Source organism: Flavobacterium sp. GW821-FHT12A05 (assembly GCF_058807735.1).
In genome coordinates this window covers 539,478-563,474 of sequence record NZ_JBXAQY010000004.1, presented here as the reverse complement: position 1 = coordinate 563,474, position 23,997 = coordinate 539,478, and the positions used below count along the sequence as shown (strand labels likewise).

The window sequence follows — 23,997 nt, the reverse complement described above, 5'->3', positions numbered from 1 at the left end:
TTTTTGTGTTACTTTTGCGCTAATTTATTACCCATATCTTTTTACAGCATGCGATTTTTATATGTTCTTTTAGTTTTTGTGTTGTCTTTTTCGGCACAATCACAATCGGTTTCCGGAATTGTAAACGATGAAAACGGAAAACCCATTTCTGATGTTTTAATTCGTGATTTGGTTTCTCAAACCCACGCCCACACGGATATAAACGGAAAATTTACTTTAGAGGAAACTAAAGTTAACGACAGCCTTCAAATTTCTAAGCAGGGTTTTATAACGCAAACTATACTACTTTCATCCAATGATTTTCTTTCTATTCAGTTAGAAGAAAAGCCTTTTATGCTCGAAGAAGTTCGAATCACCAACAATTTAAAATACTTAAACACAATTTCTAAAATTGACTTGGAAATTCAGCCAATATCCAATTCACAGGATTTATTGCGCAAAGTTCCTGGGCTTTTTATTGGTCAGCATGCCGGAGGTGGAAAAGCTGAACAGATTTTTTTAAGGGGTTTTGACTGCGATCACGGAACCGATATTAATGTTTCGGTTGACGGAATGCCGGTAAATATGGTTTCACACGCACACGGACAAGGTTATGCTGATCTTCATTTTGTAATTCCGGAAACAGTCGATAATATAGATTTTGATAAAGGTTCGTATTTTGTTGATAAAGGCGATTTTACAACGGCTGGATATGTTGGTTTTAATACTAAAAAAGCCTTAGATAAAAACACCATTTCTTTTGAAGGCGGACAATTTGATACCTTTAGGACGGTGGCTTTATTTAATTTACTGAACAAAGAAAACCAATCGGCTTATTTTGCCGGAGAATACATGATGACCAATGGTTATTTTGATGCGCCTCAGAACTTTAACCGTATTAATTTGTTTGGAAAATATTCGGCTAAAATGGCCAATGGAGATAAACTGGCACTTTCGGTTTCGCATTTTAAAAGCCAATGGGATGCCAGCGGACAAATTCCGGATCGTGCTGTAAACGACGGAACGATTTCTCATTTTGGCGCCATTGATCCAAATGAAGGAGGAAATACATCAAGAACTAATTTTAACTTGCAGTATGACGCCGTGGTTAACGAAAATACACATATTAAAAACAGTGCTTATTTAAGCAAATACGATTTTGAATTGTTTTCTAATTTTACTTTTTTCTTAAATGATCCTGTAAAGGGCGATCAGATTAGACAAAAAGAAAACAGAACAATTGTAGGTTTTCAGTCAGAATACAATCAGAAATTTAATGATAAATGGCTTTTTAAATTAGGTGCCGGATTAAGAAACGATAACAATAAAGATGTTGAATTATCGCATACTTTAAACAGAAAAACGGTTCTGGATTATTTGAGTTTAGGAACTGTAAATCAAACCAATCTGTTTACGTATACCAGCTTTGATTTTACATCAGGAAAATGGCTTATCAATTCTGGAGTACGTCTGGATTATTTCAAGTTTGGATATGAAGATCAACTGGCTTCAACTTATACCAATCAAACACAGACAAAAGCGATTGTAAGCCCAAAACTGAATTTCTCTTATACACAAAATGAAAGCCTTCAATATTTCTTAAAATTAGGAAAAGGATTTCACAGCAACGATACGCGCGTAGTAGTAGCACAGCAAGGACAAAAAATCCTGCCTGAAACCTATGGCGCAGATTTAGGAATTAATTGGAAACCTTTTCCAAGAATGATTATAAACTCAGCTATTTGGTATTTGTATCTGGCACAGGAATTTGTATATGTAGGAGACGAAGCTGTTGTGGAACCAAGCGGTAAAACCGCAAGAAAAGGATTTGATTTTGGTTTTAGATATCAATTAACCAATTGGTTATTCTGGAACACAGACTATACTTATACACACGCAAGATCAATAGACGAGCCAAAAGGAGAAGATTACTTACCACTTGCTCCGGTTAATACTTTAGTAAACGGATTCTCGGTGAAAAACTTAAAAGGTTTCTCAGGAAGTTTAAGAACAAGATTCTTGGGCGATCGCCCGGCAAATGAAGACAATTCGGTTGTGGCCAAAGGTTATTGCATTACTGATTTCTCTGTAAACTATCAAATTAAAAAAGTGTCAATAGGAGTAAACATTGACAACATTTTTAATACCAAGTGGAAAGAAACACAATTCTTAACAGAATCAAGATTAGCCAATGAAACGGCTCCTGTTGAAGAAATTCATTTTACTGCCGGAACACCGTTTAATGCAAGATTGATATTGAAATACAGCTGGTAAAATTCTATTTTAAAAAGTAAAAAAGTCCAATTCTTATGAATTGGACTTTTTGCATCATGAAATTCTGTAAGTTATACCTTAAATTATATAAAATTTCTCGTTTTTTATTTTCGATATTTGGAGCTATAACCCAAATTAATTTAATAAATAACTACTATGAAAAATTTAAAGTACATTTTCATTCTTTCAGGTGCATTATTTGCCTTTAGCTGTTCTAACAATGATGACACTCCCGGAAACGGAGGCGGAACAGTAACAGATCCTGTAGAAACGAATCCAGCCAATACACAATATAAACCTGCATTTAGCGGACAAACCAGAATTAGCGGCTTGAAAACTAATACAGAATTTAAAGCGGATATTATTACCAGCGCGCTGACCAGTCCATGGGGCGTTAAAGCACTTCCAGACGGACGACTTTTAGTAACTCAAAAAACAACGGGAACTCTACGTATTGTTACAACGGCCGGAGTCGTGAGCGAACCTATTACAGGATTACCAGCTGTAAATCCTGCAGGTCAGGGAGGTTTGTTAGGTTTATGTCTTGATCCTGATTTTGCAACGAACAGAATGATTTATTGGGTGTTTTCTGAAGCGGTAACAGGCGGAAATATTTCTGCTGTTGCAAAAGGAAAACTGGCAGCTAACGAAAAAACGATAGAAGGCGCAACAGTTATTTATCGTTCAAGCCCGGCAAATCCTAGTGATTTGCATTATGGAGGACGTATTCTTTTTGATCAATCAGGAAACCTGGTGGTAAGTACCGGAGAACGTTCTGTTTTACAAACCAGACCTTTGGCTCAATCGCTCACAGCAAGTTTGGGTAAAGTACTAAGAATTACAAAAGACGGACAGCCGGCTTCCGGAAATCCAACTTTTAGCGGAGCAGGAGCTTTACCGGAATTGTTTACATACGGACATAGAAATCCACAGGGATTGGCAATGCATCCGGTTACGAAAGAAATTTGGCAAAGCGAACACGGACCAAGAGGTGGCGATGAATTAAACCGTCTTAAAGCAGGTTCAAACTACGGATGGCCGACGATTACTTACGGAATTGAATACAGCGGACAGCCAATTGGTGACGCTATTCAGCAGAAAGAAGGAATGGAACAGCCAGTTTATTATTGGGATCCGGTTATTTCTCCAAGCGGTATGACGTTCTACACCGGAAACCGCGTACCGGAATGGGAAAACAATCTTTTTATAGGTTCTTTGAGCGCTGCGCATATCGCAAGATTGGTGATTAAAGATAATAAAGTAATTGGGGAAGAAAGACTTTTGGCAGGCGAAGGACAGCGTTTTAGAGATATTACGCAAGGTGGAGACGGCGCATTATATGCCGTAACAGATCAGGGAAGACTTTATAAAATAGACAAGAAATAAGTTGATAATTAACAATTAACAATTATCAATTATCAATTAACAATTATCAATTAACAATTATCAATTAACAATTATCAATTAACAATTAACAATTAACAATTATCAATTAACAATTATCAATTAACAATTAACAATTATCAATTATTGATATTATATAAATTAAGAATGGCGCTTTTGCGCCATTTTTGTTTCTTTTTGATTCGTTATCTTTGAAGTGCATTATTACGAAAGAAAGTTTTGAAAAATAAAATCCTAACCTATTCCTTAACGGAGCATAAAAGCCTTTTTTCAAGTGCTGATAAAAAGGATTATTTCTACATTCAAACTACAGAACATCCGTATATAAGCGAACCCTATCGTGCAGAAAGTTATGCGATTGAGTTTTTAAGGGAAGGTTCTATTATCATGCAGACGCAGTTAGACAAGAGAATAATCCACGCACCGGCCGTTATTGCGTTAGGCCCAACAGTGACGAGAAGTTTTACCAAAAACAGCGATGATATTTTAATTGATATTATATTTTTTAAACCGCAGTTTTTTCTCGAAACCCAAACGAATATTTTCTTCTTGTCGCAATACGAATTTTTCGAAAACAATAATGTCCTGGAACTTCAAGGAGATTTAAAAATCAAATTTGAGCGTATTTTCGATTTGATAAAAGAGCTCTTAGAAGGTAATTCTAAGCATCAATCGAATGCGCTGATAAGCTATCTATATATTTTGATTTATGAGCTTGACTCGGTTCAGGAAGTCGTTTCTGCTGAAGGAACTCAGAATCCAATATTCGAAAAATTTAAAAAACTTCTTTTTAAAGATTTCCTAAAACAACGATCGGTGGAGTATTATGCCGATTCCTTAAACGTAACCCGAAAATACTTATCCGAAGTAATTAAAAAGAACAGCGGTAAAACTGCAAGCGACTGGATTAACGAAGTCGTTATCCTCGAAGCCAAAGTTTTATTGCAGAATAAAAGCTTAACGATTAACCAAATCAGCGATGAATTGAACTTTCAGAGTCAGTCGGCTTTTGGGAGGTTTTTTAAAAATCATACGGGGATTTCGCCTTTGGAATATCGGAAGTAGTTTTTAGTTTTCAGTCTCAGTTTTCAGTCTCAGTTTTCAGTCTCAGTTTTCAGTCTCAGTTTTCAGTCTCAGTTTTCAGTCTCGATCTCAGTTTTAATTCTATAAGAAAAAAACTCAGTCCCTTAGTCTCTCAGCCCCTTAGTGCCTTTAAAAAAAACTCAGTCCCTCAGCTCCTCAGTATCTCAGCATCTTTTAAAAAAAACTCAGCCCCTCAGCCCCTTAGAACCTTAAAAAAAAGTCTTTTTGAACAAAACAACCGTCATATTGCTCTTTTCTTAAAGCTGTAATCCGTGCAAATTTGCATTTCATCAATACTAAAAAAGATATGAGTAAAACAGCACGATTTGTAGTTATAATTAACGATAATGTGGTTTGGATGGAAAGCCAGGCACTTCAATTTTATGAACGTTTATTTGGCCAAAAAGAAACAGCCGAACAATGCGCGGCAGAAAAATTTTCGCAAAAAGAACTCTTTAGAATTCAGAATGATTTTTCTATTGAAATCCTGATGGTTCACGAAGGCGAGAATCCGCAGTCATTCTTAAAACTCGATTCTTCAAGGTTATCCAACGAAAATATTGGAGCAGAAAAAGCCATTTGCCTAAAGGATATTATTTATTTTAATGAAGAAGATTTAGCGGTACTTTTTAAACGAGGCGAAGAAATTGCCTTACAGCGAAAACACGATTTAATTTGGGCAAAAGCTTTTGCAGCAGACGAACTTCTAATTAAAACACTGAAGGCTTTAAACTACGAAGAATTTGAGTTGGAAGAAACTTCAAATGTCTTAGAAAAACAAGTTTGTTTCAGGAAGAAATTACGATGATATTGGGTTTAGATCGCTGATTTTTAGTCGGTATTTTGTAAAACATTCGTATGATGTTATAAAGTATTATAGAGCATTGTGATTTACTTTTAATTGGAATTTAAAAGAGAAAATTATGAGATCAATATGGACAGGTTCAGTGAGTTTTGGATTAATTAATATTCCAATTAAAATGTTTTCGGCGGTTCAGGAAAGCAGTCTCGATATGGATATGCTGGACAAAAAGGACAATGCTAATATTAAGTTTAAACGGGTCAATGAAAACACGGGAAAAGAAGTTGATTTTGCAAACATTGTAAAAGGCTATAAAATCGATGATAAATACGTGATTTTAGACGACACCGATTTTGAAGCGGCCGATGCCATTAAAACCAAAACAATTGATATTGAAAGTTTTGTTTTTGAAAAAGAAATTCAAAGTATTTATTACGAACAACCTTATTATCTCGAGCCCGACAAAGGCGCGATGAATGCCTACGGATTGCTTCGTGATGCACTCGAAGCTTCGGGAAAAGTAGGTGTAACCCGTTTTGTTTTGCGAAATAAAGAAAGTCTCGCCATTTTAAAACCATACAAAAATGTGATTGTTTTAAACCGAATAAGATTTGAACAGGAAATACGAAATACAGACGAATTAAAACTGCCTCCGGTTTCTAAAAAAGCAACAAAAGAAATGGATATGGCCGAAAAGTTAATCGATCAGCTTACGGAAAAGTTTGATATTACGGGTTTTAAAGACGAATATACAGCAAAGCTTTTGGATATTATTAAAAAGAAAGCCAAAGGAAAAGTGCAAAAAGCCACAAAACTAAAAGTAGTGCATAACAAACAAAGTGATGACTTAATGTCTATGTTGAAAGCAAGTCTGGAAACTAAAACGAAAAAATCCTCTTAATTTCCTTATTCATCACCACTTTGTTTTTCCTCTAATTTCTTGATAATCTTTTTGATATTAGCTCCTTTTGATAAAACGGGTTTCCATAAATCTCCTTTTTTCTCAAAACGCTGCAATACATTTTTAATCGTAAACTGCGACGGATGCAGTTTCTCGTTTACTTCATTCCATTCTAACGGAGTCGAAACGGTCGCGCCTGGTTTTGGGCGGACAGAGTAGGGCGCAGCCAAAGTTTGTCCTCTGCGGTTTTGAAGAAAATCGATATATAATTTATTTTCTCTTTTCTTGATACTTCTTTCAATCGAAGTGGTTTTAGGCAGTCTGGTTTGTACTTCTTTGGCAATTAATTCGGCTAAAATTTTAATCGAATCATAATCGTATTGTGCGCCAAGGGGTATGTAAATATGAAGTCCGGAAGCCCCGGAAGTTTTGCACAAACATTCGGTTTCCAGTTCATCCATAACTTCTTTGACCACTAATGCGGTTTCAACGACCGTTTTAAAATCGTCTTCTTTTGCAGGATCTAAATCGATGACCAGCCAATCCGGATTTGAAATGTTTTTAATAGTCGAGTTCCACGGATTTATTTCAATACAGCCCAAATTTGCCATATAAAGCAAGGTTTCTTTATCATTACAAATAAGATAATTAACATCGGCATCGTTTGATTCTGAAAAGATTTTTTTGGTTTTCAGCCATTTTGGAGTTTTGTCGACATCAATATCTTTTTGGTAAAAACTGGGCGAATCAATTCCGTTAGGAAAACGATTCATCGATTCCGGACGGTCTTTTAAATACGGCAGTATAAGCGTTGCAGCTTCATTGTAATACTGCACAATATCGCCTTTTGTGATTCCGTCTTTCGGGAAATATATTTTATCCTGATTGGTTAAATGCAGTGTTGTTTTGCCCAATTTTAAATCGTAATCATTTTCGGTTTTGTGTTCTTTTAAATCTTCCATTTTCTCCTGATTGTGATTTGTAGTTTTGGTATTCTTTTTAGTATTTTCATTGCTATTTCCATTAAAAACAACTTCATTCGCTTTTTTATCAATTCTCAATCCCAAATAAACCGGATGCCTTAAATTGTTGTCTTCCGTCCATTCTGAATATTTCACCTGACAAACTACTTTTGGTTTAACCCATTGAATTGTATCCCGTAAAGGAACTTTTTCGCTAAGCGGTGATTCATCAACAAAAAGAGGTTTTAGTTTGGTATACAATTCCTTTAAAACTGCTTCTGTAAAACCAGTACCGCATTTGCCAATATAGTGCAGTTTTTTGTCCTTATATTGTCCCAGAAGCAGGGCACCAAAATATTTTCGGGAGTTTTTAGGTGCTGTAATCCCAATAATGATGGCTTCTTCTTCATTAGATAATTTAATTTTCAGCCAGTTATTACTTCTTCCGGCAACGGTATAAGAGCTGTCGGCTTTTTTAGCAATAATCCCTTCGCTGTTGTTTTTACGTGCTTTTTCAAATTGCTCAATTCCGTCTCCAATTGTATGCTCAGAATAGAAAATATTCGAAAAATCATATTTATTAAATAAAATTTTAAGGAGTTCTTTTCGGTCGAGAAGCGATAATTCGGTAACCGGATTTCCATCTAAATGGAGTAAATCAAAGACGTAATATTTTAAATTTCCAATTCCGGTTTTAAGATAATTTTGAAGCATCTGAAAATCGGCACGTCCTGATTCGTTTTCTACCACCACTTCACCATCAAGTACTACAATATGATCTATCTTTTTTAATTCGTCGGCAATAGGTTTAAAATTAATGTCAAAAGAAATTTTATTCCGGCTGAATAATCCCACTTTATCAGCATTAACCACAGCAATAGTGCGGTAACCGTCGTATTTATTTTCAAAAATCCAATCTTCATCATCAAACGGTTTTTCGGTCGTATTGGCGAGCATCGGTTTGATAAATTCGGCTTTTACGTTTTTAGGTTCAGCCTTTTTTTTTACCGATTTTTTATCAGTTTCTTTTTCTTGTGGTTTTGGAATTTTTTCAGACTTTTTCTCCAGTTCTTCCAAACTTCTTTTCGAAATAACCGATTTATCTTTTTCTAATATATCCGTATCCGAAGCGTATTTATCCTGTTTTTTAATTAACAGCCAGGCATTTTCCTGTTTGCCGTGAAGTTTTACCAATGAAAATTCGCCTTTGAGTTTTTTTCCTTTTAAGATAAAACTCAAACGTCCTTTTTTAAGATCGGCTGAAAGTTGTTTTTCATCAGAAACTGTTTTTTCATCAGAAGTATACGTTCCGTTATCCCAAACAATGACATTGCCTGCTCCGTAATTTCCGGGCGGAATTGTTCCTTCAAAATCTTTATAACTGTACGGATGATCCTCGACCATCATCGCGAGGCGTTTTACTTCGGGATCCATTGAAGGTCCTTTGGGAACAGCCCAGCTTTTGAGTACGCCGTTCATTTCTAACCTAAAATCGTAATGCAAATGCGATGCAGCGTGTTTTTGGACCACAAAAATCAATTCACTGGCCGATTTTCCGACTTTGCCTTTTGGTTCGCGCGTTTGCTTAAAATCTCTCTTTTCGTTGTATTTAGACAGTGACATAGGTTTTTGTTACGATTAAAAGAGTTAATGTAATAGAGTAGAGCACCGTTGCGATAATCGCAAAAATAATATGGGCAAAGAACAGCTGAATATAATAACCTTTAAAATCAATTGGGGGTTGATGACGGGTTATTTTAAAAATCAATACCCAGCTGATAATACCAACCACACCGCTAATTACTCCTAGTAGGAGAGCACCTAACGGCGAGATTGCTATTATGTCCTTTACCCAAATAATATGATATCCAAGAACAAACAAAAAACCGATTGCATAATGCAGCAGCCAGCCCCAGGTTTTTTTTGTTTGTTCAGAGCGATTCAAATTCATTTTTTCTAAAGTAAAAGCCAGTAATACAGGCTCTTTATACAATTCCCGAAAGTTTTTAGACATAGCGTAGCTAAACCAGGTCATGACTGAGGTTGCGCCCACAGAAACCAACAGTAATTGTAAAATAATGTATATAAGCATAACCAGCTTTTTTGAAATTAAATGGAATCGTTTATCAAAGTTATTTCAGAAAAAACTTATATGCTTATACTATTAAAATTTGTAATTATATAATTATCAGTATGTAACTTGTTTATTTCGAATTGTTTAAATCATATAACTATCAAGGCTAATTGTATAATGTTCTGCGTAATGACTCAGCTACCTTTGGTTACTATTTCTTACAATACCTCCTGTATTGAAATAGAACTTTATTACATCAAAAGAAATAATAAACGTTAAAACAAAGAAAAAATGAAAAATTCAAAAAAGTCAAACCCTGATAATTCTGATGAAAAACAAAGAGATTTAGAACTTAATAAATCTCATGCAGATAATCAGTTTTTAACCACTAATCAGGGAGTTAAAATTAATGACAATAATAATTCCTTAAAATCAGGAGAAAGAGGACCTTCTCTTTTAGAAGATTTTATTTTGAGAGAAAAAATAACCCATTTTGATCACGAACGAATTCCGGAAAGAATTGTTCATGCCAGGGGTTCTGCGGCACATGGATATTTTGAGCTTTACAAAACCATGGAAAATTATACCAAAGCAGGATTTTTAAATAATACCAGTATTAAAACTCCGGTTTTTACCCGTTTTTCTACTGTTGCCGGTTCAAGAGGCTCTACAGATTTAGCACGTGATGTTCGTGGTTTTGCGGTAAAATTTTATACTCAGGAAGGTATTTTTGATTTGGTAGGTAATAATATGCCGGTATTTTTTATTCAGGATGCCATGAAATTTCCTGATTTAATTCATGCCGTAAAACCAGAACCACATAATGAGATTCCTCAGGCAGCATCGGCACACGATACTTTTTGGGATTTTATTTCGCTGATGCCGGAATCTATGCACATGATTATGTGGGTGATGAGCGACAGGGCAATCCCGAGAAGTTTGCGAATGATGGAAGGTTTTGGCGTTCATACTTTTAGATTTGTAAACGAACAAAACGAATCGCATTTTGTAAAATTTCACTGGAAACCAAAATTAGGAACGCACGCCGTTGCCTGGGATGAAGCACAGAAAATATCAGGTAAAAACTCCGATTTTCACAAGCAGGATTTATGGGAAGCCATAGAATCCGGTAATTTTCCGGAATGGGAATTGGGCGTTCAGATTATTCCAGAAAGCGATGAACATAAATATGATTTTGATTTATTGGATCCAACAAAATTAGTTCCCGAAGAATTAGTTCCGGTAACGATAATTGGGAAAATGGTGCTCAACAAAAATCCCGATAACTTTTTTGCAGAAACAGAACAGGTCGCTTTTCATCCGGGGCATGTTGTTCCTGGAATTGATTTTACAAATGATCCTTTATTGCAAGGCCGATTATTTTCGTATACCGATACGCAGTTGTCGAGATTAGGAAGTCCGAATTTTCACGAAATTCCAATTAACAGAACCGTTGCGCCTATGCACAATAACCAGCGTGATGGACACATGCGTCAGGAAATTGCTGTTGGAAAAGTAAGTTATCACCCTAATTCGCTTGGCGGAGGCTGTCCTTTTCAGGCAAAAATTGATGAAGGCGGATTTGCGAGTTTTAACGAACGAATTGATGCACATAAAATAAGAGAAAGAAGCGAAAGTTTTTCGGATCATTTTAGTCAGGCTGCGCTTTTTTACAACAGCCAGACTTCGATAGAACAAGATCATATTGCAGGCGCATTATCTTTTGAATTAGGAAAAGTCGAAACTGTTGCTATTCGCGAAAGAATGCTTGGTTTACTGCATTTTATTAATGCCGATCTGGCCGCAACGGTGGCCAAAAGTTTAGGAATATCAGTTCCAAACAATGTTGAAAAGCCAATAAATCATGGAGTTGGAGCAGATGATAAAGGAAATCATGAACCCACGAAAGTAAAACAAAACATCAAAAATTCTGATGCTTTGAGTATGCTGAAAAATCCAACCATTTCTAATACCATTGCTACGAGACAAATTGCTTTTTTATGTGCAGAAGGCGTTAATGCTAATTCTGTTAAAACAATGAAAACGGCACTTCAGAATGCTGGAGCCAAAGCTGTAATTATTGCGCCGCATTTAGGAACAATTGTAGGTGAAGATGGAACAGAAATTCCAGTTGACCAAACGTATAAAATTGCAGCTTCGGTACTTTTTGATGGTTTATTTATTCCCGGCGGAAAAGGAATTGAGAGACTTTCGAAAATTAAAGAAGTAAAAGAATTTATAAACGATACCTACAATCACTGTAAATTTATTGCAGCTGAAGCCGAAGGAACTCAGATACTTAAAAACAAAGGGGATATAAAAGAGAAAGATGCCGGAGTTTTACTAAGCCAGACTATTGGCGATAAAGCGTTAAGTACTTCGTTTATAAAAGCTTTGGGAAGACATCGTTTTTGGGAAAGAGAAAAAATGCTTGAATAAATATTCAATATCAAAATGAAAATAAAAAAGCTCAATTATAAGTAATTGAGCTTTTTTTATGTTTTAAATTGTATCTCTTTTAATGCTTAATTTTTGTTTTCTTTTCTTAAAATTTACTTCGGAAATAATGGTGGCGGCAAAAATAAGACTACCGCCCAAAAGCAAACGCATAGAAAGGTTTTCGCCAAGAATAAAGAAAGCCGCTATAGCACCAAAAATAGGTTCGAATAAATAAATAACCGCCACTCTTTCGGCAGACAAATAGCGTTGTGATATATTCGAAATTGTATACATGTAAGCGGTAGAAAATAAAGCGCAGTAAATAACGCCCATCCAAAACGTATCCTTTTGAGGAAACCAGTCGGCATTTTGATCTGTAAGTGCCAGAAAGAAAGTCAGCAGAGCGCAAATCGCAAACAGGGGAACGATAGAGGTTAAAAGGTTTTTTACAGCCGCATGTTTTTCAACGGAAATTAAATAAACGGCAAAAGCAAAAGCGCCGGCAATGGTGTATAAATCGCCCAAATTGATGGTCAATTGGTCTTGTATAGCTATAATAAACAATCCGGATAGGGCAGTTAGAGCCGCAATCCAGATTTTTAAAGGAATATTGGTTTTATAAACTGTGAGTTTTATTAACGGAATAATGATAACGCACAATCCGGCTATAAAAGAGCATTGAGAAGCATCTGTATATTTTAAGCCAATGGTTTGAAGGTAAATACCTAAAAACATTGGGACAGCCAAAACAGCTCCGGTTTTAATAGATTCGAGATTGGTTTTTTTAACGTATTTCCAGAAAATTATGGTTAGAACTACAACAGCCATCAAAAAGCGGTAAAACAAAAAAGTAGAGGGAGAATAATTGCCAATAGCCAGTTTGGTAACCGAATAGGATATTCCCCAAAATGCAGTTCCAATGATAAGTAAAACCAGTAAAATTTGTTTTTTTTCCATTTCTAGTTTAAAACTTTTTTCATCATTAAATCGGTTTGTTCGTCGTCGCCCAATCTGAAAATATGGGTATCAAACTGCACAAAACCATTTTTGGTATAAAAACTTACTGCCCTAAAATTTTTCTCCCAGACACCAAGCCAGATATAATCGGCTTTTATTTCTTCGGCTTTTTGTAATGCTTTATTATAAAGTTCCTGCGCTACTTTTTTACCATGAAATTCTTTTGCAACATAAATTCGTTCTATTTCGAGCGCATTGCTTTCCTTTATTTCGGTTTGAGCTTCGCCGGTATTTAATTTTAAGTAGCCAATCACTTGTCCGTCTACTTCGGCCAAATAAAAATAAGAATCCTTATTCTGGAGTTCTGCAGATAGTTTTTCGATGGCAAAACTTTCATCCAGATATTTGATCATATTTTCGTCTGAATTCCCAGTGGCAAAGGTTTCCGAAAAAGTGATTCTTCCTATGGTTTGAAGCCTTTCAGCATCGCTTATTCCGGCTTTATTTATTTTTAGCGTATTCATTATTTTAGATTATTAATGCATTAAAAGCTGTTTTTTATTTCTACAAATGCGTAAATTGCATCAATGGATTTACAGCAGATTAAATATTTTTTGGCTCTTGCCCGCGAACTTCATTTCTGGAATACAGCCGGAAAAATGAATATTACACAATCGGCGCTCAGCCGTCAGATTCAGTCTCTTGAAAACCAGCTGGGCGTCAAGTTGTTTGAACGTAATAAACGCAATGTCAAATTGACTGATGCCGGTAAGTTTCTTCAGGAAAAATGGGAAGTAGAACTAAGTAAACTAGAGTACATTCATCAATCTGCCCGTCAGATTCATCTTGGCGAAAGCGGTACAATTACCATTTCTCATCCTGATTCTATTTCTGCCTCCATTATGCCGGATATTTTATCCCGTATTTCTGATGCATTTCCCAAATTAAAGATAAAACTCGTTCAGGTTTTGTATGAAAACCAGCAGGAGTTTCTTCTTAATTATAAAATTGATCTGGCGATTACCAGAGATATTAACTATGCCCGCGATATAAAATCAGAAAAAATCTATACTGATAATTTATCGATCGTAGTTCCTGAAAATCATCCTTATCAAAAACTGGAAGACCTTACAAAAGAATCATTGGCCAATCAAAAATTTATACTGCCAACTACCGATGAAGGAAGCAGTTACAGCGATTTGGTACAAGGATTATTCAATTCTTTTGAAAGTGCGCCCGAAGTTTATCTTCATTCTGAATTTGGATCGGCTATTATTGCGTTGGTCCGAAAAGGACTCGGCATTGCCATATTACCCGATTCGTATGTTTTTCATGAAATTTCAGGCATCCGATTTATTAAGCTGCCGCTAAAAACAGATCTTTATCTCAATTGGAGAACCGAAGATCACAACCCGGTTTTGGCCAATGTTTTAAAGATCATTGTTCCTTAAAACGTATTATTCCAATACCATTTCGATATGCGGAATTTCGTCTTCCTCATACACTTCTCCCTGCTCAACAAATCCAAGAGATTGATAAAATTTGGATAAATGATATTGTGCGCCAATACGAATAGGGCCCTTTCCGAATTTTTCGTAACAGCCTTCAATGGAGGCTTCCATAAGTTTTTTTCCTAATCCTAATCCGCGGTAAGAATTAGAGATTACAACCCGGCCTATAGAATTTTCTTTAAAAGATAAACCAGCCGGAACTAAACGCGTGCTTCCTGCAAATTCGTTATTTACATAATACAAAAGATGAAAACTCTTTTGGTCTTTATTATCCAAATCGAGATAAGGACAATTTTGTTCTACCACAAAAATTTCACTTCTTAAACGAAGCATGGCATACAATTCTGTATTGGTTAATTCATCAAATGATTTAATAGTATAGCTTAAAGTCATATTTTAATTGGTTCTGCTTTTTATTGCAAATATAAAACAGTAAGTAATGAGATAAAATGCTTATTTTTTATCATGTGATGCATAAAACGCATTAATTATAAAGTTATTGTAAAATAAAAAGCGAAATACTTTCCTAAAAGGAGTAAGTATTTCGCTTTCATTATTTGAACTCATTGGGTATTTAATTTTTAACATTAATCCCCGAAGTTCCAATATCATTAGTTAATAGATTTTTAATTGAAGACTTGCTGTTAAAGCTCCGGAGGAGCATAATATTTATAGCATAATTTATTTCCATATCCCCTAAAAAGCTCCAGAGGAGCGACATATTTTTTTAATAATGATATGTTTCGCTCCTCTGGAGCTTGAAATCACGGTGCCTATAATAGCTATAAGTATTATGCTCCTCTGGAGCAATATTTTATATTTAGTTTAATTAATGTGAAACGGCTTTTAGTCCCACAATAGAAGCAACAAGAGTAGTTAGAAAGAATAATCGCCAAAAAGCAACAGGTTCTTTAAATATAAGAATTCCCATAAGTACAGTTCCAACGGCGCCAATTCCGGTCCAGACAGCGTATGCGGTTCCCATTGGAAGTGTTTCTGTGGCTTTTATCAGCAATAACATGCTTATTACCAAAGAAGCAAAAAAGCCAATATACCAATAATACATTTCCATGCCTGTTGTTTCTTTTGCTTTTCCGAGACAGGTTGCAAAGGCCACTTCAAAAAGTCCGGCAATAATTAAAATAATCCAGTTCATATAATTAAAATTTTATGTGGCAAAGTTCTTTCTCTGGATTCAAAAAAAATTTAACAAATGATAAAAAAGTAATTTATTTTAATCCAGTGCAGATTATTAATAGAAATTATTTTATTTGATATTCGTTGCGTAGACGCACTGCAGTGCGTCTCTACAGAGCAAATCGGGTATAATTATTATCAACACAAAGTATATTGTAGAGACGCACAGCACTGCGTCTTTACAGAGCAAATTGGGGTATAATATATTATCAACACAAAGTATATCGTAGAGACGTACAGCAGTGCGTCTTATGCGCAAAGAAATTATGCAGCCTCATATTTTAAAAATATTATTATTAAACGATTGGGATAATTATTTCAATTCCGCCCTTATTCTGCTTAAACTCACTTGTGTAATACCAAGATAAGAGGCGATGTGTCCCAATTGTATTCTTTTGATTAATTCCGGATGATTGGTTATCAGATCCAAATAACGTTCAGAAGCATTTTTAAAGAGTTTGGTAATCAGGCGTTCTTCGGTTTTAATGAGTTCTTTTTCTGCAAATTTTCTTCCCCAATTGGCAATATGAATATCAGAATTGAACAATCGCTGTAAATCGGCGGTTTTTAATTCGTAGAGTTCACAATCTTCTAAAAGTTCAATGTTTTCGTAGCCATTTTGGTTTTCGACATAACTTTTCATTGAGATAATGGTTTCTCCTTCTTTGCCAAACCAAAAAGTAGTATCGTTTTTATCCTCGTCGATATAAGCCCTTACAATTCCTTTTTTAATAAAGTAAATGCTCGATTCGACCTTACCCGCTTTTAGTATAATATGCCCTTTTGGATATGTTATCGAACTGATTGTCAGTAATAAATCTTTTTTTGACTGCTCAGGCAATTGAAATATGCGGTCCAGAATAGTAGAAATGTCCATTTTTGGGAATTGATTTGTTTTTAAAAACAATAAGTTCTGATTATTTAGGATAAAGTTATTAAATTTGATAGAAGACAAAAGATAAAATTGAATAAATGACTCAATTGCAAGTACTTTATTACCCTTTATTTTTTACTATTTTTTACTATTTTTTACTTTTAGTTTTAACTTCTGTCGTTTGTTCCCCGTTGATTATATTTTTAAAATTGTTTGAATTTCATAAGTAAATGTTTCTTTTCTGTTATTTTAAGGCAAGAAGCTGTTTTAATTTTACAACTTAATAATCTAAGAAAATATGAATACAAGTAACACAAAAGCATTTGGTACTAAAGCAGCAGACGCATTGCTGGAAGAAATGACAATTGCACGCAGAGAAGTTTTGGCAAAAGATGTCGAGATCGAAATTCTATACTGCGGTGTATGTCATTCTGATTTACATACAGCCAGAAACGACTGGGGAGGAAGTTTGTATCCGGCAGTTCCGGGGCACGAAATTGTGGGAAGAGTAACTAAAGTGGGGAACGAAGTTACCAAACTTAAAGTCGGCGATCTTGCGGGAGTAGGCTGTCTGGTTGATTCTTGTCATACTTGCGAAAGCTGTAAAAAAGATTTAGAACAATATTGTCTAAACGGATTTACAGGAACTTACAATGGTAAGGACAAACATATTGGCGGACATACTTTTGGCGGGTATTCTGAAAAAGTGGTTGTAGACGAGCATTTTGTTTTAAAAGTGCCTTCAAACTTAAATTTAGCTGCAGTTGCGCCTTTACTTTGTGCAGGAATTACAACCTGGTCGCCATTAAGACACTGGAATGTTGGAAAAGGAAGCAAAGTAGCCGTAGTAGGTTTAGGCGGACTTGGACACATGGCTATTAAACTGGCAAAAGGGTTAGGAGCAGAGGTAACGTTGTTTTCAAGAACTCCGGATAAGATAAAAGACGCTATCGAGTTAGGAGCAGATTCTGTGGTTATTTCTACAGATAATCAACAAATGAAAGCGGTAAGCGGTAAATACGATCTTATTATTGATACGGTTCCTTATGTGCACGATGTTAATCCTTATGTCGCTACTTTAAATATCAGCGGAACTTTGGTATTAGTGGGATATTTAGGCGGTTTAGAGCCAATTTTAAATACAGTGCCAATGATTATGGGAAGAAAATCTGTTGCAGGTTCTGTAATTGGCGGTATTGCCGAAACACAAGAAATGCTTGATTTCTGCGGAGAGCATAATATCGTTTCAGAAATTGAAATCATTAAAATGCAGGAAATCAACGAAGCATACGAAAGAATGCTGAAAAGCGATGTCAGATATCGTTTTGTGATTGATATGGATTCTCTTAAATCGTAAATAGATTTTAAAAGGCAAAAAAGGCTTTCTGAATAATTTTCAGAAAGCCTTTTTTATTTAGTAGTATCCCGTAAGGGTGAGGTATTTATGATTTAATTATCCGTGAGCTTCTACAGAAACATCATTCCATTTTTCCCAAGTTGCTAATCTTTGTTCGTAGTTTTGTTTTACGAAAGGCAAAGCCACTCTTCCTAGCAGCAAACGCAATGGAGGGTTTTCGCTTTCAACCAATTTAATGATTGCAGGAGAAGTTGCTTCTACAATTCCGAAATCAGTTTCTGATTCTGAAAATGCTTTTTTAAGACCATCATAAACAGGATTGCTTTCGCTGCTAATTCCGTTATGCCAAATGTTTGATGCATAACCGTTTGGTTCTACTAAAGTAACATGGATTCCAAATTGTTTTACTTCTGTTGCCAAAGTTTCGCTTAAACCTTCTACAGCAAATTTTGAAGCATTATAAAGTCCCATAGTGGGTAAAGTTGCCAATCCTAAAATAGAAGAAACCTGAATAATGTGTCCGCTTTTTTGATTTCTCATAATTGGTAAAACTGCTTGTGTAAGCCATAAAGTACCAAAGAAATTCGTTTCAAACTGCGCTCTTGCTTCGTCCTGATTGGCTTCTTCAATTGCTCCGGTTAAAGCATAACCTGCATTGTTGATTAAAATATCGATAGACCCGAAGTGCTGTTGTACTTTTTGAACCACCGAAAGTGATTCGTCGCGATTGTCTACATCCAGCTTTAATGCTAAAACCGACTCGCCGTATTTTTCTTTTAAGTCATTTAAAGTGTCTACGTTACGGGCTGTAGCCGCAACTTTATATCCTTTTGCTAAAAATTCTTCTGCCCAGGCTTTTCCAAAACCTTTTGATGCTCCTGTAATTAAAATTGTTTTTGACATTGTGTTTCTATTTGTTGTTAATTAATGTTTATTGTTTAGGGTTTATGGTTTGTTGTTTATGGTTTGTTGTTTATGGTTTGTGTTGAAATTTTATTTTTGTTTATTGTTATTTAAAAAAGTGACTGATCGGTCATTTTTTTGATAAAAAAAATTAGATGCTGTTTTGTTCTATTAAATTTTTAAGGACTTTAACCACAACTTCCATTTTTTCATTGCTTCCTGATACTCTTGACATTAAATGACCGCCTTCGAGCATGGCAAACATAGCCGTAGCAAAGTCAGATGCATTGAAATCAGCTTTAAATTCTTTATTTGCAATTCCTCTTTCTATCACGCCTGATAATAACTGCTGGCCTTGTTTGATGCAGTTGTTTACCTTTTCTTTTACAACAGGGTTCGTATCATCTGCTTCTGTGCCAAAATTCAATAAAGGACAACCTCCGGTAACAGGCGGGTTAGTAGGATCACTAAAGAAACTGATATAGGCAAATAAAGCTTCTTTGGCCGTTTTACTTTTGCTTAAAGCAGCCTGAAGTTTCGTGTTTAATATTTTTACGTTATGATCAACAGCAGCGCAGGCCAGTACTTCTTTATTTTCAAAATGAACATACATACTGCCTTTAGACAATTTGGTTGCTTCCATAATATCGCTCATAGAAGTAGCTGCAATTCCTTTTGTATTAAAAATAGGAGCGGCTTTTTCTATAATAAATTGTCTGGTTTCTTCCCCTTTTGCCATGATAGCTAAATTTTACACTGCAAATATATGACCGATTGGTCATAAAAACAAATATTTTTAAGTTTTTTTTATTCTTAAGGTATTCTGCAAACAAAAAAAGCGTGCACTAAGGCACGCTTTTCCAATAGCTTAAGTCTCTGTATTTAATGACTTTTGCTATTCTCAAACCCCAGAATTGTAATCATATACGGCGTACTCGAAACTTTAATTTTGTTTACAATTGCCGTTTTTTCAAAGCTATATTGCAGTAATTCTCCTGTTGATGGAGAAGTGATATACGCAAAATTGGCTGTTAATTGTATTTGTGGTTTCAATGCTGCATCAGCTGCAGTTTCGCCAATAATCTTAGCTTCTTTTTCAACTTGCAGACTGTTTAAGTTATACAATTTAAACTCACCTGAATGCAATAGAACACCCAGTTTTTTATGATCGAAGCTTACTTTGCACTGCATAATTTTTGTGTTTTGGATGATGGGTTTAATAGTTCCATTTACCACATCAATTAAATAAGCGCCTTTTGCAGCAGTGTACCCCACAAATTTTCCGTTATAATCTGTTTCCAGAATGGTTCCAAACCAAGCCGTTCCAAAATCTTCTGGAAAAGCAATCAGTTTTTGTTTTCCGTTACTTTCTACAACCAAAACACCGCTTGCAGAACCAAATACAGAATAGGTTCCGTCAGATGCATTTCCGTGAATTCCTTTTGTAGCAAGAACGGGTTCAAACAAAGTTTTACCTGTGTTGTCGATAATTTTTACTTTTTCAGGAAGTGTTCCTGCTACCGAATTGTCTTTTACTGTAATAGCATACGTTCCGTTTGCAAAAGCAGCCATAGCGCCATGATGTGCTAAAAGTCCGGCGTTGATTATTTTAAATTTGGCTCCGGCAGTATTAACCTGATTTTCTTTTGCAACAGATAAAGTCCCGTCGCCGTCATTAAAAGTCAGGATTTCTCCAATTTTACTTTTAAAATGGGTTGGAAGGGGAGACTGCCCAATTAAAGCGCCAAATTTTGGTAATCCGTCAACATCAACATGATCGCCGTGGCCTTCAAATCCGCTGTCAAAAGTTTCCACCGTATTATCTGCTCTGTGTACAATTCCGGCATATCGGCCTGATTCAGTTGTATAAAGTGATGATTTGGCAAATTTCGCATTAAAGAATGCCGAAGTAGCATCTACCGGATTTACCAGTGTAAGCTGCGTTGTTTTTTCATCAGAAAGTAAGATTCTCAAATATTTAAATTCCGTTAATGCTTCGTCTGGAGTTTCAACATTATTATCGTCGTCGTTGCTGCAGGAAACCACAAAAAGCGATAAAGCAAATAAGAAAATCAGTTTAAAATAAGTTTTTTTCATTGTAAAGGTTTTAGGAATTAATTATTATGATTTTTTCAGAAATTATAAATTGATGGTTATCGGCATCGATTTATAGACGCTCATATTGTAAGAGGTGTTTTTGTACAATACCACCCAATTATACTGGCCGGATTCCCAAGCTTTTTCAGCTGTTATGGCATTGGCTTGGTTGTCTTTATCGGCACCAATAACAATGCTTTCTCCGCCGTATACATCATTTATTTTTTGAAGAGTTGTAATTTTTGAAGCAGGTCCAAGATCTTTATGTTCTACTTTTGAAATAATGATTACTTTTTTAAGATCAAGATTGTCAATACTTTCAGGATGATAATTCAGGCTTTTTTTAATTAAAACAGAATATAATATCCCGTTGCCCATAATCTGGCTGATTTGTGCATGAGCAGTCAGTTTATCATTTTTTTTGAAAACCAATTGCGGTTCTACCCAGGTTTCCATATAATAAATCAAATCTTCATTTCGCGAAAGCATATCCCTGCCAATAACCGGATCGACTGGCATATTTGCCGGATCTGTAATAGTAAGGACCTCTTTAATTTCAAGCGTAGATCCATTTTCGTCTTTTACGATAAATAGAAAATCAAATTTTCCTTCGGGAGCATCTGCAGGAATAGTAAAATGTTTGTGCACATTGGTATTTTTTACGCCGGCATATTCAGGCCATGTAAATTCCAGTTTCCAGTCTTTGGTATACTTTTCACCGGCTTTAGGAAGTATTTTGAGTTGTACACTTGCGATTTTATCTCCGGCCGTGACATCGGCATTAAAATGAAAATCACGGCCTATTAAAGACTGTTTGTTATTTGCCGTTCCAATTTCAATATTTTTGGCAGTAGGTTTTAAGACTTCGTTATCGTCGTCGTCGTTATTGCAGGCAGTAAAGGCCGAAGCCATCATTAAGAATAGAAAAATCGATTTTACTTTTTTCATGAGTTTTGGGTTATTAAAATTTGTTTGTAATTTTTTTATTGATGTATTAAAAAGGGAACTTTCACAGACAAGATGATGTTTCGGCCTGCCTCCGGAAGTTCAATAAGCCTGTAAAAACTGGTATGATTGAGATAGCGTGTATTGAATACATTCTGAACCTGAAGTGACACTGCAAAATCCTGTTTTCCGGCTTGCAATTTTGTTCCCAATGCGAGATTAAAAACCTGACTGCTTTCCGTTTTCTTTTCCGGTGGTACAATCCGATTTTGCTGAGCTGTAAAACGATAATCGAGCGAGAAATAAGTATCTCTTAAATTCTTGATTTCCGGGCTGTAAGTAAGACCAAACAAAACAGAAGCAGGAGGAGAGAAAGGAAGTGTATATCCTTTTTTACTGCCCGATAATTGTTCTGAATAAAGGTATTCTGCCAGAATCTCTCCGCTTAAATTTTTCAGGAATTGATAACGTAACTGCAATTCGCCGCCGTAACGCATAACTTCGCTTTGCTGATATTCAAAAACCTGATTTCCTGCGCCATAATAGATATCATGCTGTGCGGTTGGATTCAGATAAATGAAATTGGGGAAATAATTAAAAAACGGACTCAGCTGCACAGACCATTTATTCTCCTGCCAATCGATTCCCAGATCTAATTGATACGAACGCTCGGCATTCAAATTGGGATTTCCTTTTTCAAATCGGAAGTAATGATAATTGACACCGTTTGAGGCTAATTCTTTTGCAATTGGCATTCTAAAACTCGTTCCGGCATTGGCTTTAAACGAAACTTTTCCGGGATTGTAATTTACTCCAGCAGACCAGGTAAAGCTTTTAAACGTTTTGGTTAAATCTTCAGAACGTTTCAAATATTCCTTTGTGGTCTGCCCGTTTTGTGTAACCTCACTTTCAAACCAATCGGTGTATTGTTCCATTTCTATTCGGCCATAATCCATTCTAAGAGCGCCGTGAAGCATCCATAAATCGTTCAGCTGTATTTTATCATAAGCAAATAATCCGGCATTCAATTGCTTAAAAGCAGGAATTAAAAAGCTCCAGCCGTTGATTTCGTTTTGCTGTTGTTCGCCGTTTACGCCAATCGTAAATTGATGTTTTCCTGCTGAAAATTCATCTTTTACAGCAGCCGAGAAAACTTCTTTATCATATTGTCTTTCCAAATCATGAGGCGTATACATATTATCGGGATAGATGGGCGGCATAAAACCATGGTTTACATAATGGCTGTATTCCTGGCGGAAATTCCTCTGAAAACCCAATTGAGTCTGCAGTTCGTGATTTCCTAGTGCAAACGAAGTAGTATTACTTATTTTAGTATGCGTAACTTCCTGAAAAGGCATCAAAATATCACGGCTTGATTTATCGTGAAGTTCAAGGTCAACGTTTCGAGGTTCGAGTCCGTGCGCATTCGCAAAAAAGCCGCTTTTGGTGTAAATGCTACTGAAATAAAAAGCCGATTGGAACTTTTCTCCCACAAATCCGGTGCTTAAATGCAAATCGAGTTCTCGTCCTGCCGTGTTGCGCAAATGATTTTTATACAACGGCACATTGTAATTGTAAACCTGTACCATATCGGCCGGAACGCGGTAATCGCCATAATCCTGTGAGGTAATTCGGGTATCGAAAAACCAGTTTTTATTTCTGCCGAATAAATTCAGCGAACCTCCAATTTGTTCGTTGTTACTTTTGGCCGTAAAATCGACAGCACCACCCAAAGTATTTTTTTTAGGAAAAGGCACAGGTTTAATATTAACCGCACCGCCAATAGCATCAGAACCATAAATAAACGACGACGGGCCTTTTATAATTTCGACTCTGTTTACAGCATATTGATCGATTTCGAGACCATGATCTGCTCCCCATTGCTGACCTTCGTGCTTGATGCCGTTTTCGACCACAATAACCTGATTAAAACTCAGTCCGCGAATCAAGGGTTTAGAACCTCCTGAACCAATAGAAATTGTCTTAACACCAGGAATTCGCTGTAAGGACTGCATCAGGCTTCCGCCGAGATTCCGCTGAATAAAACTGCTGTTTACAGTTTCAATATTGAGCGATTCTTCTTTTTTAAGGCGTTTTTCAGATTGATCTTTTATGACCACTTCTTCCAGTTCCTTTGCTTCCGAATTGGTATTCTGAGAATGCACTTTTGAAACAAAAGCAAGGCAGAACAACAGGAAAATCAATACGCTATTTGATTTATTTTCAATCATTAAACAG

20 protein-coding genes are annotated in these 23,997 nt (G+C 35.8%); 8 read left to right on the top strand and 12 right to left on the bottom strand.

Annotation, left to right across the window (positions count from 1 at the left end; all coding sequences use genetic code 11):
- The first annotated feature begins 48 nt into the window (after positions 1-48).
- The 5 genes from AC1RRQ_RS11990 (at position 49) to ku (ending at position 6,443) form a co-directional block, all read left to right on the top strand.
- Positions 49-2,253: a TonB-dependent receptor gene (locus AC1RRQ_RS11990; RefSeq protein ID WP_493023263.1), complete on the top strand. Its 2,205-nt coding sequence runs from the start codon at positions 49-51 to the stop codon at positions 2,251-2,253.
- A gap of 156 nt (positions 2,254-2,409) precedes the next feature.
- Positions 2,410-3,639 (top strand): PQQ-dependent sugar dehydrogenase, encoded by a 1,230-nt coding sequence (locus AC1RRQ_RS11985; RefSeq protein WP_493023262.1) that lies wholly within the window; start codon positions 2,410-2,412, stop codon positions 3,637-3,639.
- A gap of 237 nt (positions 3,640-3,876) precedes the next feature.
- The gene (locus AC1RRQ_RS11980) at positions 3,877-4,722 is read left to right on the top strand and encodes a helix-turn-helix domain-containing protein (protein WP_493023261.1); all 846 of its coding nucleotides are present in this window, start codon (positions 3,877-3,879) and stop codon (positions 4,720-4,722) included.
- Between the two features lie 325 nt (positions 4,723-5,047).
- A complete protein-coding gene (locus AC1RRQ_RS11975) occupies positions 5,048-5,548 on the top strand; it encodes a hypothetical protein (protein ID WP_493023260.1) in 501 nt (166 codons plus the stop codon).
- A gap of 115 nt (positions 5,549-5,663) precedes the next feature.
- A complete protein-coding gene (gene ku, locus AC1RRQ_RS11970) occupies positions 5,664-6,443 on the top strand; it encodes a non-homologous end joining protein Ku (protein WP_493023259.1) in 780 nt (259 codons plus the stop codon).
- Between the two features lie 5 nt (positions 6,444-6,448).
- Here the strand turns inward: ku and ligD are convergent, their stop codons facing one another.
- Positions 6,449-9,028 carry a DNA ligase D gene (ligD, locus tag AC1RRQ_RS11965; protein WP_493023258.1) on the bottom strand — a complete coding sequence of 860 codons (2,580 nt, stop codon included), beginning with the start codon at positions 9,026-9,028 and terminating at the stop codon, positions 6,449-6,451.
- Positions 9,015-9,497: a hypothetical protein gene (locus AC1RRQ_RS11960; protein WP_493023257.1), complete on the bottom strand. Its 483-nt coding sequence runs from the start codon at positions 9,495-9,497 to the stop codon at positions 9,015-9,017. The genes ligD and AC1RRQ_RS11960 overlap by 14 nt, the downstream gene beginning before the upstream one ends.
- A gap of 273 nt (positions 9,498-9,770) precedes the next feature.
- On the opposite strand from AC1RRQ_RS11960, the gene AC1RRQ_RS11955 reads away from it, so the two are divergent.
- On the top strand, positions 9,771-11,918 hold the full coding sequence (locus tag AC1RRQ_RS11955; RefSeq protein WP_493023256.1) for a catalase: 2,148 nt from the start codon (positions 9,771-9,773) through the stop codon (positions 11,916-11,918).
- A gap of 63 nt (positions 11,919-11,981) precedes the next feature.
- Here the strand turns inward: AC1RRQ_RS11955 and AC1RRQ_RS11950 are convergent, their stop codons facing one another.
- Positions 11,982-12,875 (bottom strand): DMT family transporter, encoded by an 894-nt coding sequence (locus AC1RRQ_RS11950; RefSeq protein WP_493023255.1) that lies wholly within the window; start codon positions 12,873-12,875, stop codon positions 11,982-11,984.
- Between the two features lie 2 nt (positions 12,876-12,877).
- Positions 12,878-13,399 (bottom strand): GNAT family N-acetyltransferase, encoded by a 522-nt coding sequence (locus AC1RRQ_RS11945; protein ID WP_493023254.1) that lies wholly within the window; start codon positions 13,397-13,399, stop codon positions 12,878-12,880.
- Between the two features lie 63 nt (positions 13,400-13,462).
- Here AC1RRQ_RS11945 and AC1RRQ_RS11940 point away from each other — a divergent pair, with 63 nt between their 5' ends.
- The gene (locus tag AC1RRQ_RS11940) at positions 13,463-14,326 is read left to right on the top strand and encodes a LysR family transcriptional regulator (protein ID WP_493023253.1); all 864 of its coding nucleotides are present in this window, start codon (positions 13,463-13,465) and stop codon (positions 14,324-14,326) included.
- Between the two features lie 6 nt (positions 14,327-14,332).
- Here AC1RRQ_RS11940 and AC1RRQ_RS11935 read toward each other — a convergent pair whose 3' ends face one another.
- The 3 genes from AC1RRQ_RS11935 to AC1RRQ_RS11925 all read right to left on the bottom strand — a co-directional run bounded on the left by AC1RRQ_RS11935 (position 14,333) and on the right by AC1RRQ_RS11925 (position 16,460).
- The gene (locus AC1RRQ_RS11935) at positions 14,333-14,779 is read right to left on the bottom strand and encodes a GNAT family N-acetyltransferase (protein ID WP_493023252.1); all 447 of its coding nucleotides are present in this window, start codon (positions 14,777-14,779) and stop codon (positions 14,333-14,335) included.
- A 436-nt stretch (positions 14,780-15,215) separates the two neighbouring features.
- On the bottom strand, positions 15,216-15,542 hold the full coding sequence (locus AC1RRQ_RS11930; RefSeq protein WP_493023251.1) for a DMT family transporter: 327 nt from the start codon (positions 15,540-15,542) through the stop codon (positions 15,216-15,218).
- A gap of 354 nt (positions 15,543-15,896) precedes the next feature.
- Positions 15,897-16,460: a Crp/Fnr family transcriptional regulator gene (locus AC1RRQ_RS11925; protein ID WP_493023250.1), complete on the bottom strand. Its 564-nt coding sequence runs from the start codon at positions 16,458-16,460 to the stop codon at positions 15,897-15,899.
- A gap of 295 nt (positions 16,461-16,755) precedes the next feature.
- Between AC1RRQ_RS11925 and AC1RRQ_RS11920 the strand changes: the two genes are divergently transcribed.
- The gene (locus AC1RRQ_RS11920) at positions 16,756-17,814 is read left to right on the top strand and encodes an NAD(P)-dependent alcohol dehydrogenase (protein ID WP_493023249.1); all 1,059 of its coding nucleotides are present in this window, start codon (positions 16,756-16,758) and stop codon (positions 17,812-17,814) included.
- A gap of 96 nt (positions 17,815-17,910) precedes the next feature.
- On the opposite strand, the gene AC1RRQ_RS11915 is transcribed toward AC1RRQ_RS11920, so the two are convergent.
- From AC1RRQ_RS11915 to AC1RRQ_RS11895, 5 genes are all read right to left on the bottom strand, one after another.
- Positions 17,911-18,717: an SDR family NAD(P)-dependent oxidoreductase gene (locus tag AC1RRQ_RS11915; RefSeq protein ID WP_493023248.1), complete on the bottom strand. Its 807-nt coding sequence runs from the start codon at positions 18,715-18,717 to the stop codon at positions 17,911-17,913.
- Between the two features lie 151 nt (positions 18,718-18,868).
- A complete protein-coding gene (locus AC1RRQ_RS11910) occupies positions 18,869-19,456 on the bottom strand; it encodes a TetR/AcrR family transcriptional regulator (protein ID WP_493023247.1) in 588 nt (195 codons plus the stop codon).
- 143 nt (positions 19,457-19,599) lie between these two features.
- Positions 19,600-20,814 (bottom strand): hypothetical protein, encoded by a 1,215-nt coding sequence (locus tag AC1RRQ_RS11905; RefSeq protein ID WP_493023246.1) that lies wholly within the window; start codon positions 20,812-20,814, stop codon positions 19,600-19,602.
- Between the two features lie 42 nt (positions 20,815-20,856).
- On the bottom strand, positions 20,857-21,762 hold the full coding sequence (locus AC1RRQ_RS11900; protein ID WP_493023245.1) for a DUF4625 domain-containing protein: 906 nt from the start codon (positions 21,760-21,762) through the stop codon (positions 20,857-20,859).
- A gap of 35 nt (positions 21,763-21,797) precedes the next feature.
- Positions 21,798-23,990, bottom strand: a complete 2,193-nt coding sequence (locus AC1RRQ_RS11895; RefSeq protein ID WP_493023244.1) for a TonB-dependent receptor — start codon at positions 23,988-23,990, stop codon at positions 21,798-21,800.
- Between the last annotated feature and the right edge of the window lie 7 nt (positions 23,991-23,997).

What these genes read in the sequence shown, in the direction of transcription:
- AC1RRQ_RS11945 (WP_493023254.1), bottom strand. Translation starts at nt 13,399, where the DNA reads ATGAATACGCTAAAAATAAATAAAGCCGGAATAAGCGATGCTGAAAGG.
- AC1RRQ_RS11905 (WP_493023246.1), bottom strand. Translation starts at nt 20,814, where the DNA reads ATGAAAAAAACTTATTTTAAACTGATTTTCTTATTTGCTTTATCGCTT.
- AC1RRQ_RS11940 (WP_493023253.1), top strand. Translation starts at nt 13,463, where the DNA reads ATGGATTTACAGCAGATTAAATATTTTTTGGCTCTTGCCCGCGAACTT.
- AC1RRQ_RS11990 (WP_493023263.1), top strand. Translation starts at nt 49, where the DNA reads ATGCGATTTTTATATGTTCTTTTAGTTTTTGTGTTGTCTTTTTCGGCA.
- AC1RRQ_RS11935 (WP_493023252.1), bottom strand. Translation starts at nt 14,779, where the DNA reads ATGACTTTAAGCTATACTATTAAATCATTTGATGAATTAACCAATACA.
- AC1RRQ_RS11975 (WP_493023260.1), top strand. Translation starts at nt 5,048, where the DNA reads ATGAGTAAAACAGCACGATTTGTAGTTATAATTAACGATAATGTGGTT.
- AC1RRQ_RS11950 (WP_493023255.1), bottom strand. Translation starts at nt 12,875, where the DNA reads ATGGAAAAAAAACAAATTTTACTGGTTTTACTTATCATTGGAACTGCA.
- AC1RRQ_RS11900 (WP_493023245.1), bottom strand. Translation starts at nt 21,762, where the DNA reads ATGAAAAAAGTAAAATCGATTTTTCTATTCTTAATGATGGCTTCGGCC.
- AC1RRQ_RS11985 (WP_493023262.1), top strand. Translation starts at nt 2,410, where the DNA reads ATGAAAAATTTAAAGTACATTTTCATTCTTTCAGGTGCATTATTTGCC.
- AC1RRQ_RS11920 (WP_493023249.1), top strand. Translation starts at nt 16,756, where the DNA reads ATGAATACAAGTAACACAAAAGCATTTGGTACTAAAGCAGCAGACGCA.
- AC1RRQ_RS11910 (WP_493023247.1), bottom strand. Translation starts at nt 19,456, where the DNA reads ATGGCAAAAGGGGAAGAAACCAGACAATTTATTATAGAAAAAGCCGCT.
- AC1RRQ_RS11925 (WP_493023250.1), bottom strand. Translation starts at nt 16,460, where the DNA reads ATGGACATTTCTACTATTCTGGACCGCATATTTCAATTGCCTGAGCAG.
- AC1RRQ_RS11960 (WP_493023257.1), bottom strand. Translation starts at nt 9,497, where the DNA reads ATGCTTATATACATTATTTTACAATTACTGTTGGTTTCTGTGGGCGCA.
- AC1RRQ_RS11955 (WP_493023256.1), top strand. Translation starts at nt 9,771, where the DNA reads ATGAAAAATTCAAAAAAGTCAAACCCTGATAATTCTGATGAAAAACAA.
- ligD (WP_493023258.1), bottom strand. Translation starts at nt 9,028, where the DNA reads ATGTCACTGTCTAAATACAACGAAAAGAGAGATTTTAAGCAAACGCGC.
- AC1RRQ_RS11915 (WP_493023248.1), bottom strand. Translation starts at nt 18,717, where the DNA reads ATGTCAAAAACAATTTTAATTACAGGAGCATCAAAAGGTTTTGGAAAA.
- ku (WP_493023259.1), top strand. Translation starts at nt 5,664, where the DNA reads ATGAGATCAATATGGACAGGTTCAGTGAGTTTTGGATTAATTAATATT.
- AC1RRQ_RS11930 (WP_493023251.1), bottom strand. Translation starts at nt 15,542, where the DNA reads ATGAACTGGATTATTTTAATTATTGCCGGACTTTTTGAAGTGGCCTTT.
- AC1RRQ_RS11895 (WP_493023244.1), bottom strand. Translation starts at nt 23,990, where the DNA reads ATGATTGAAAATAAATCAAATAGCGTATTGATTTTCCTGTTGTTCTGC.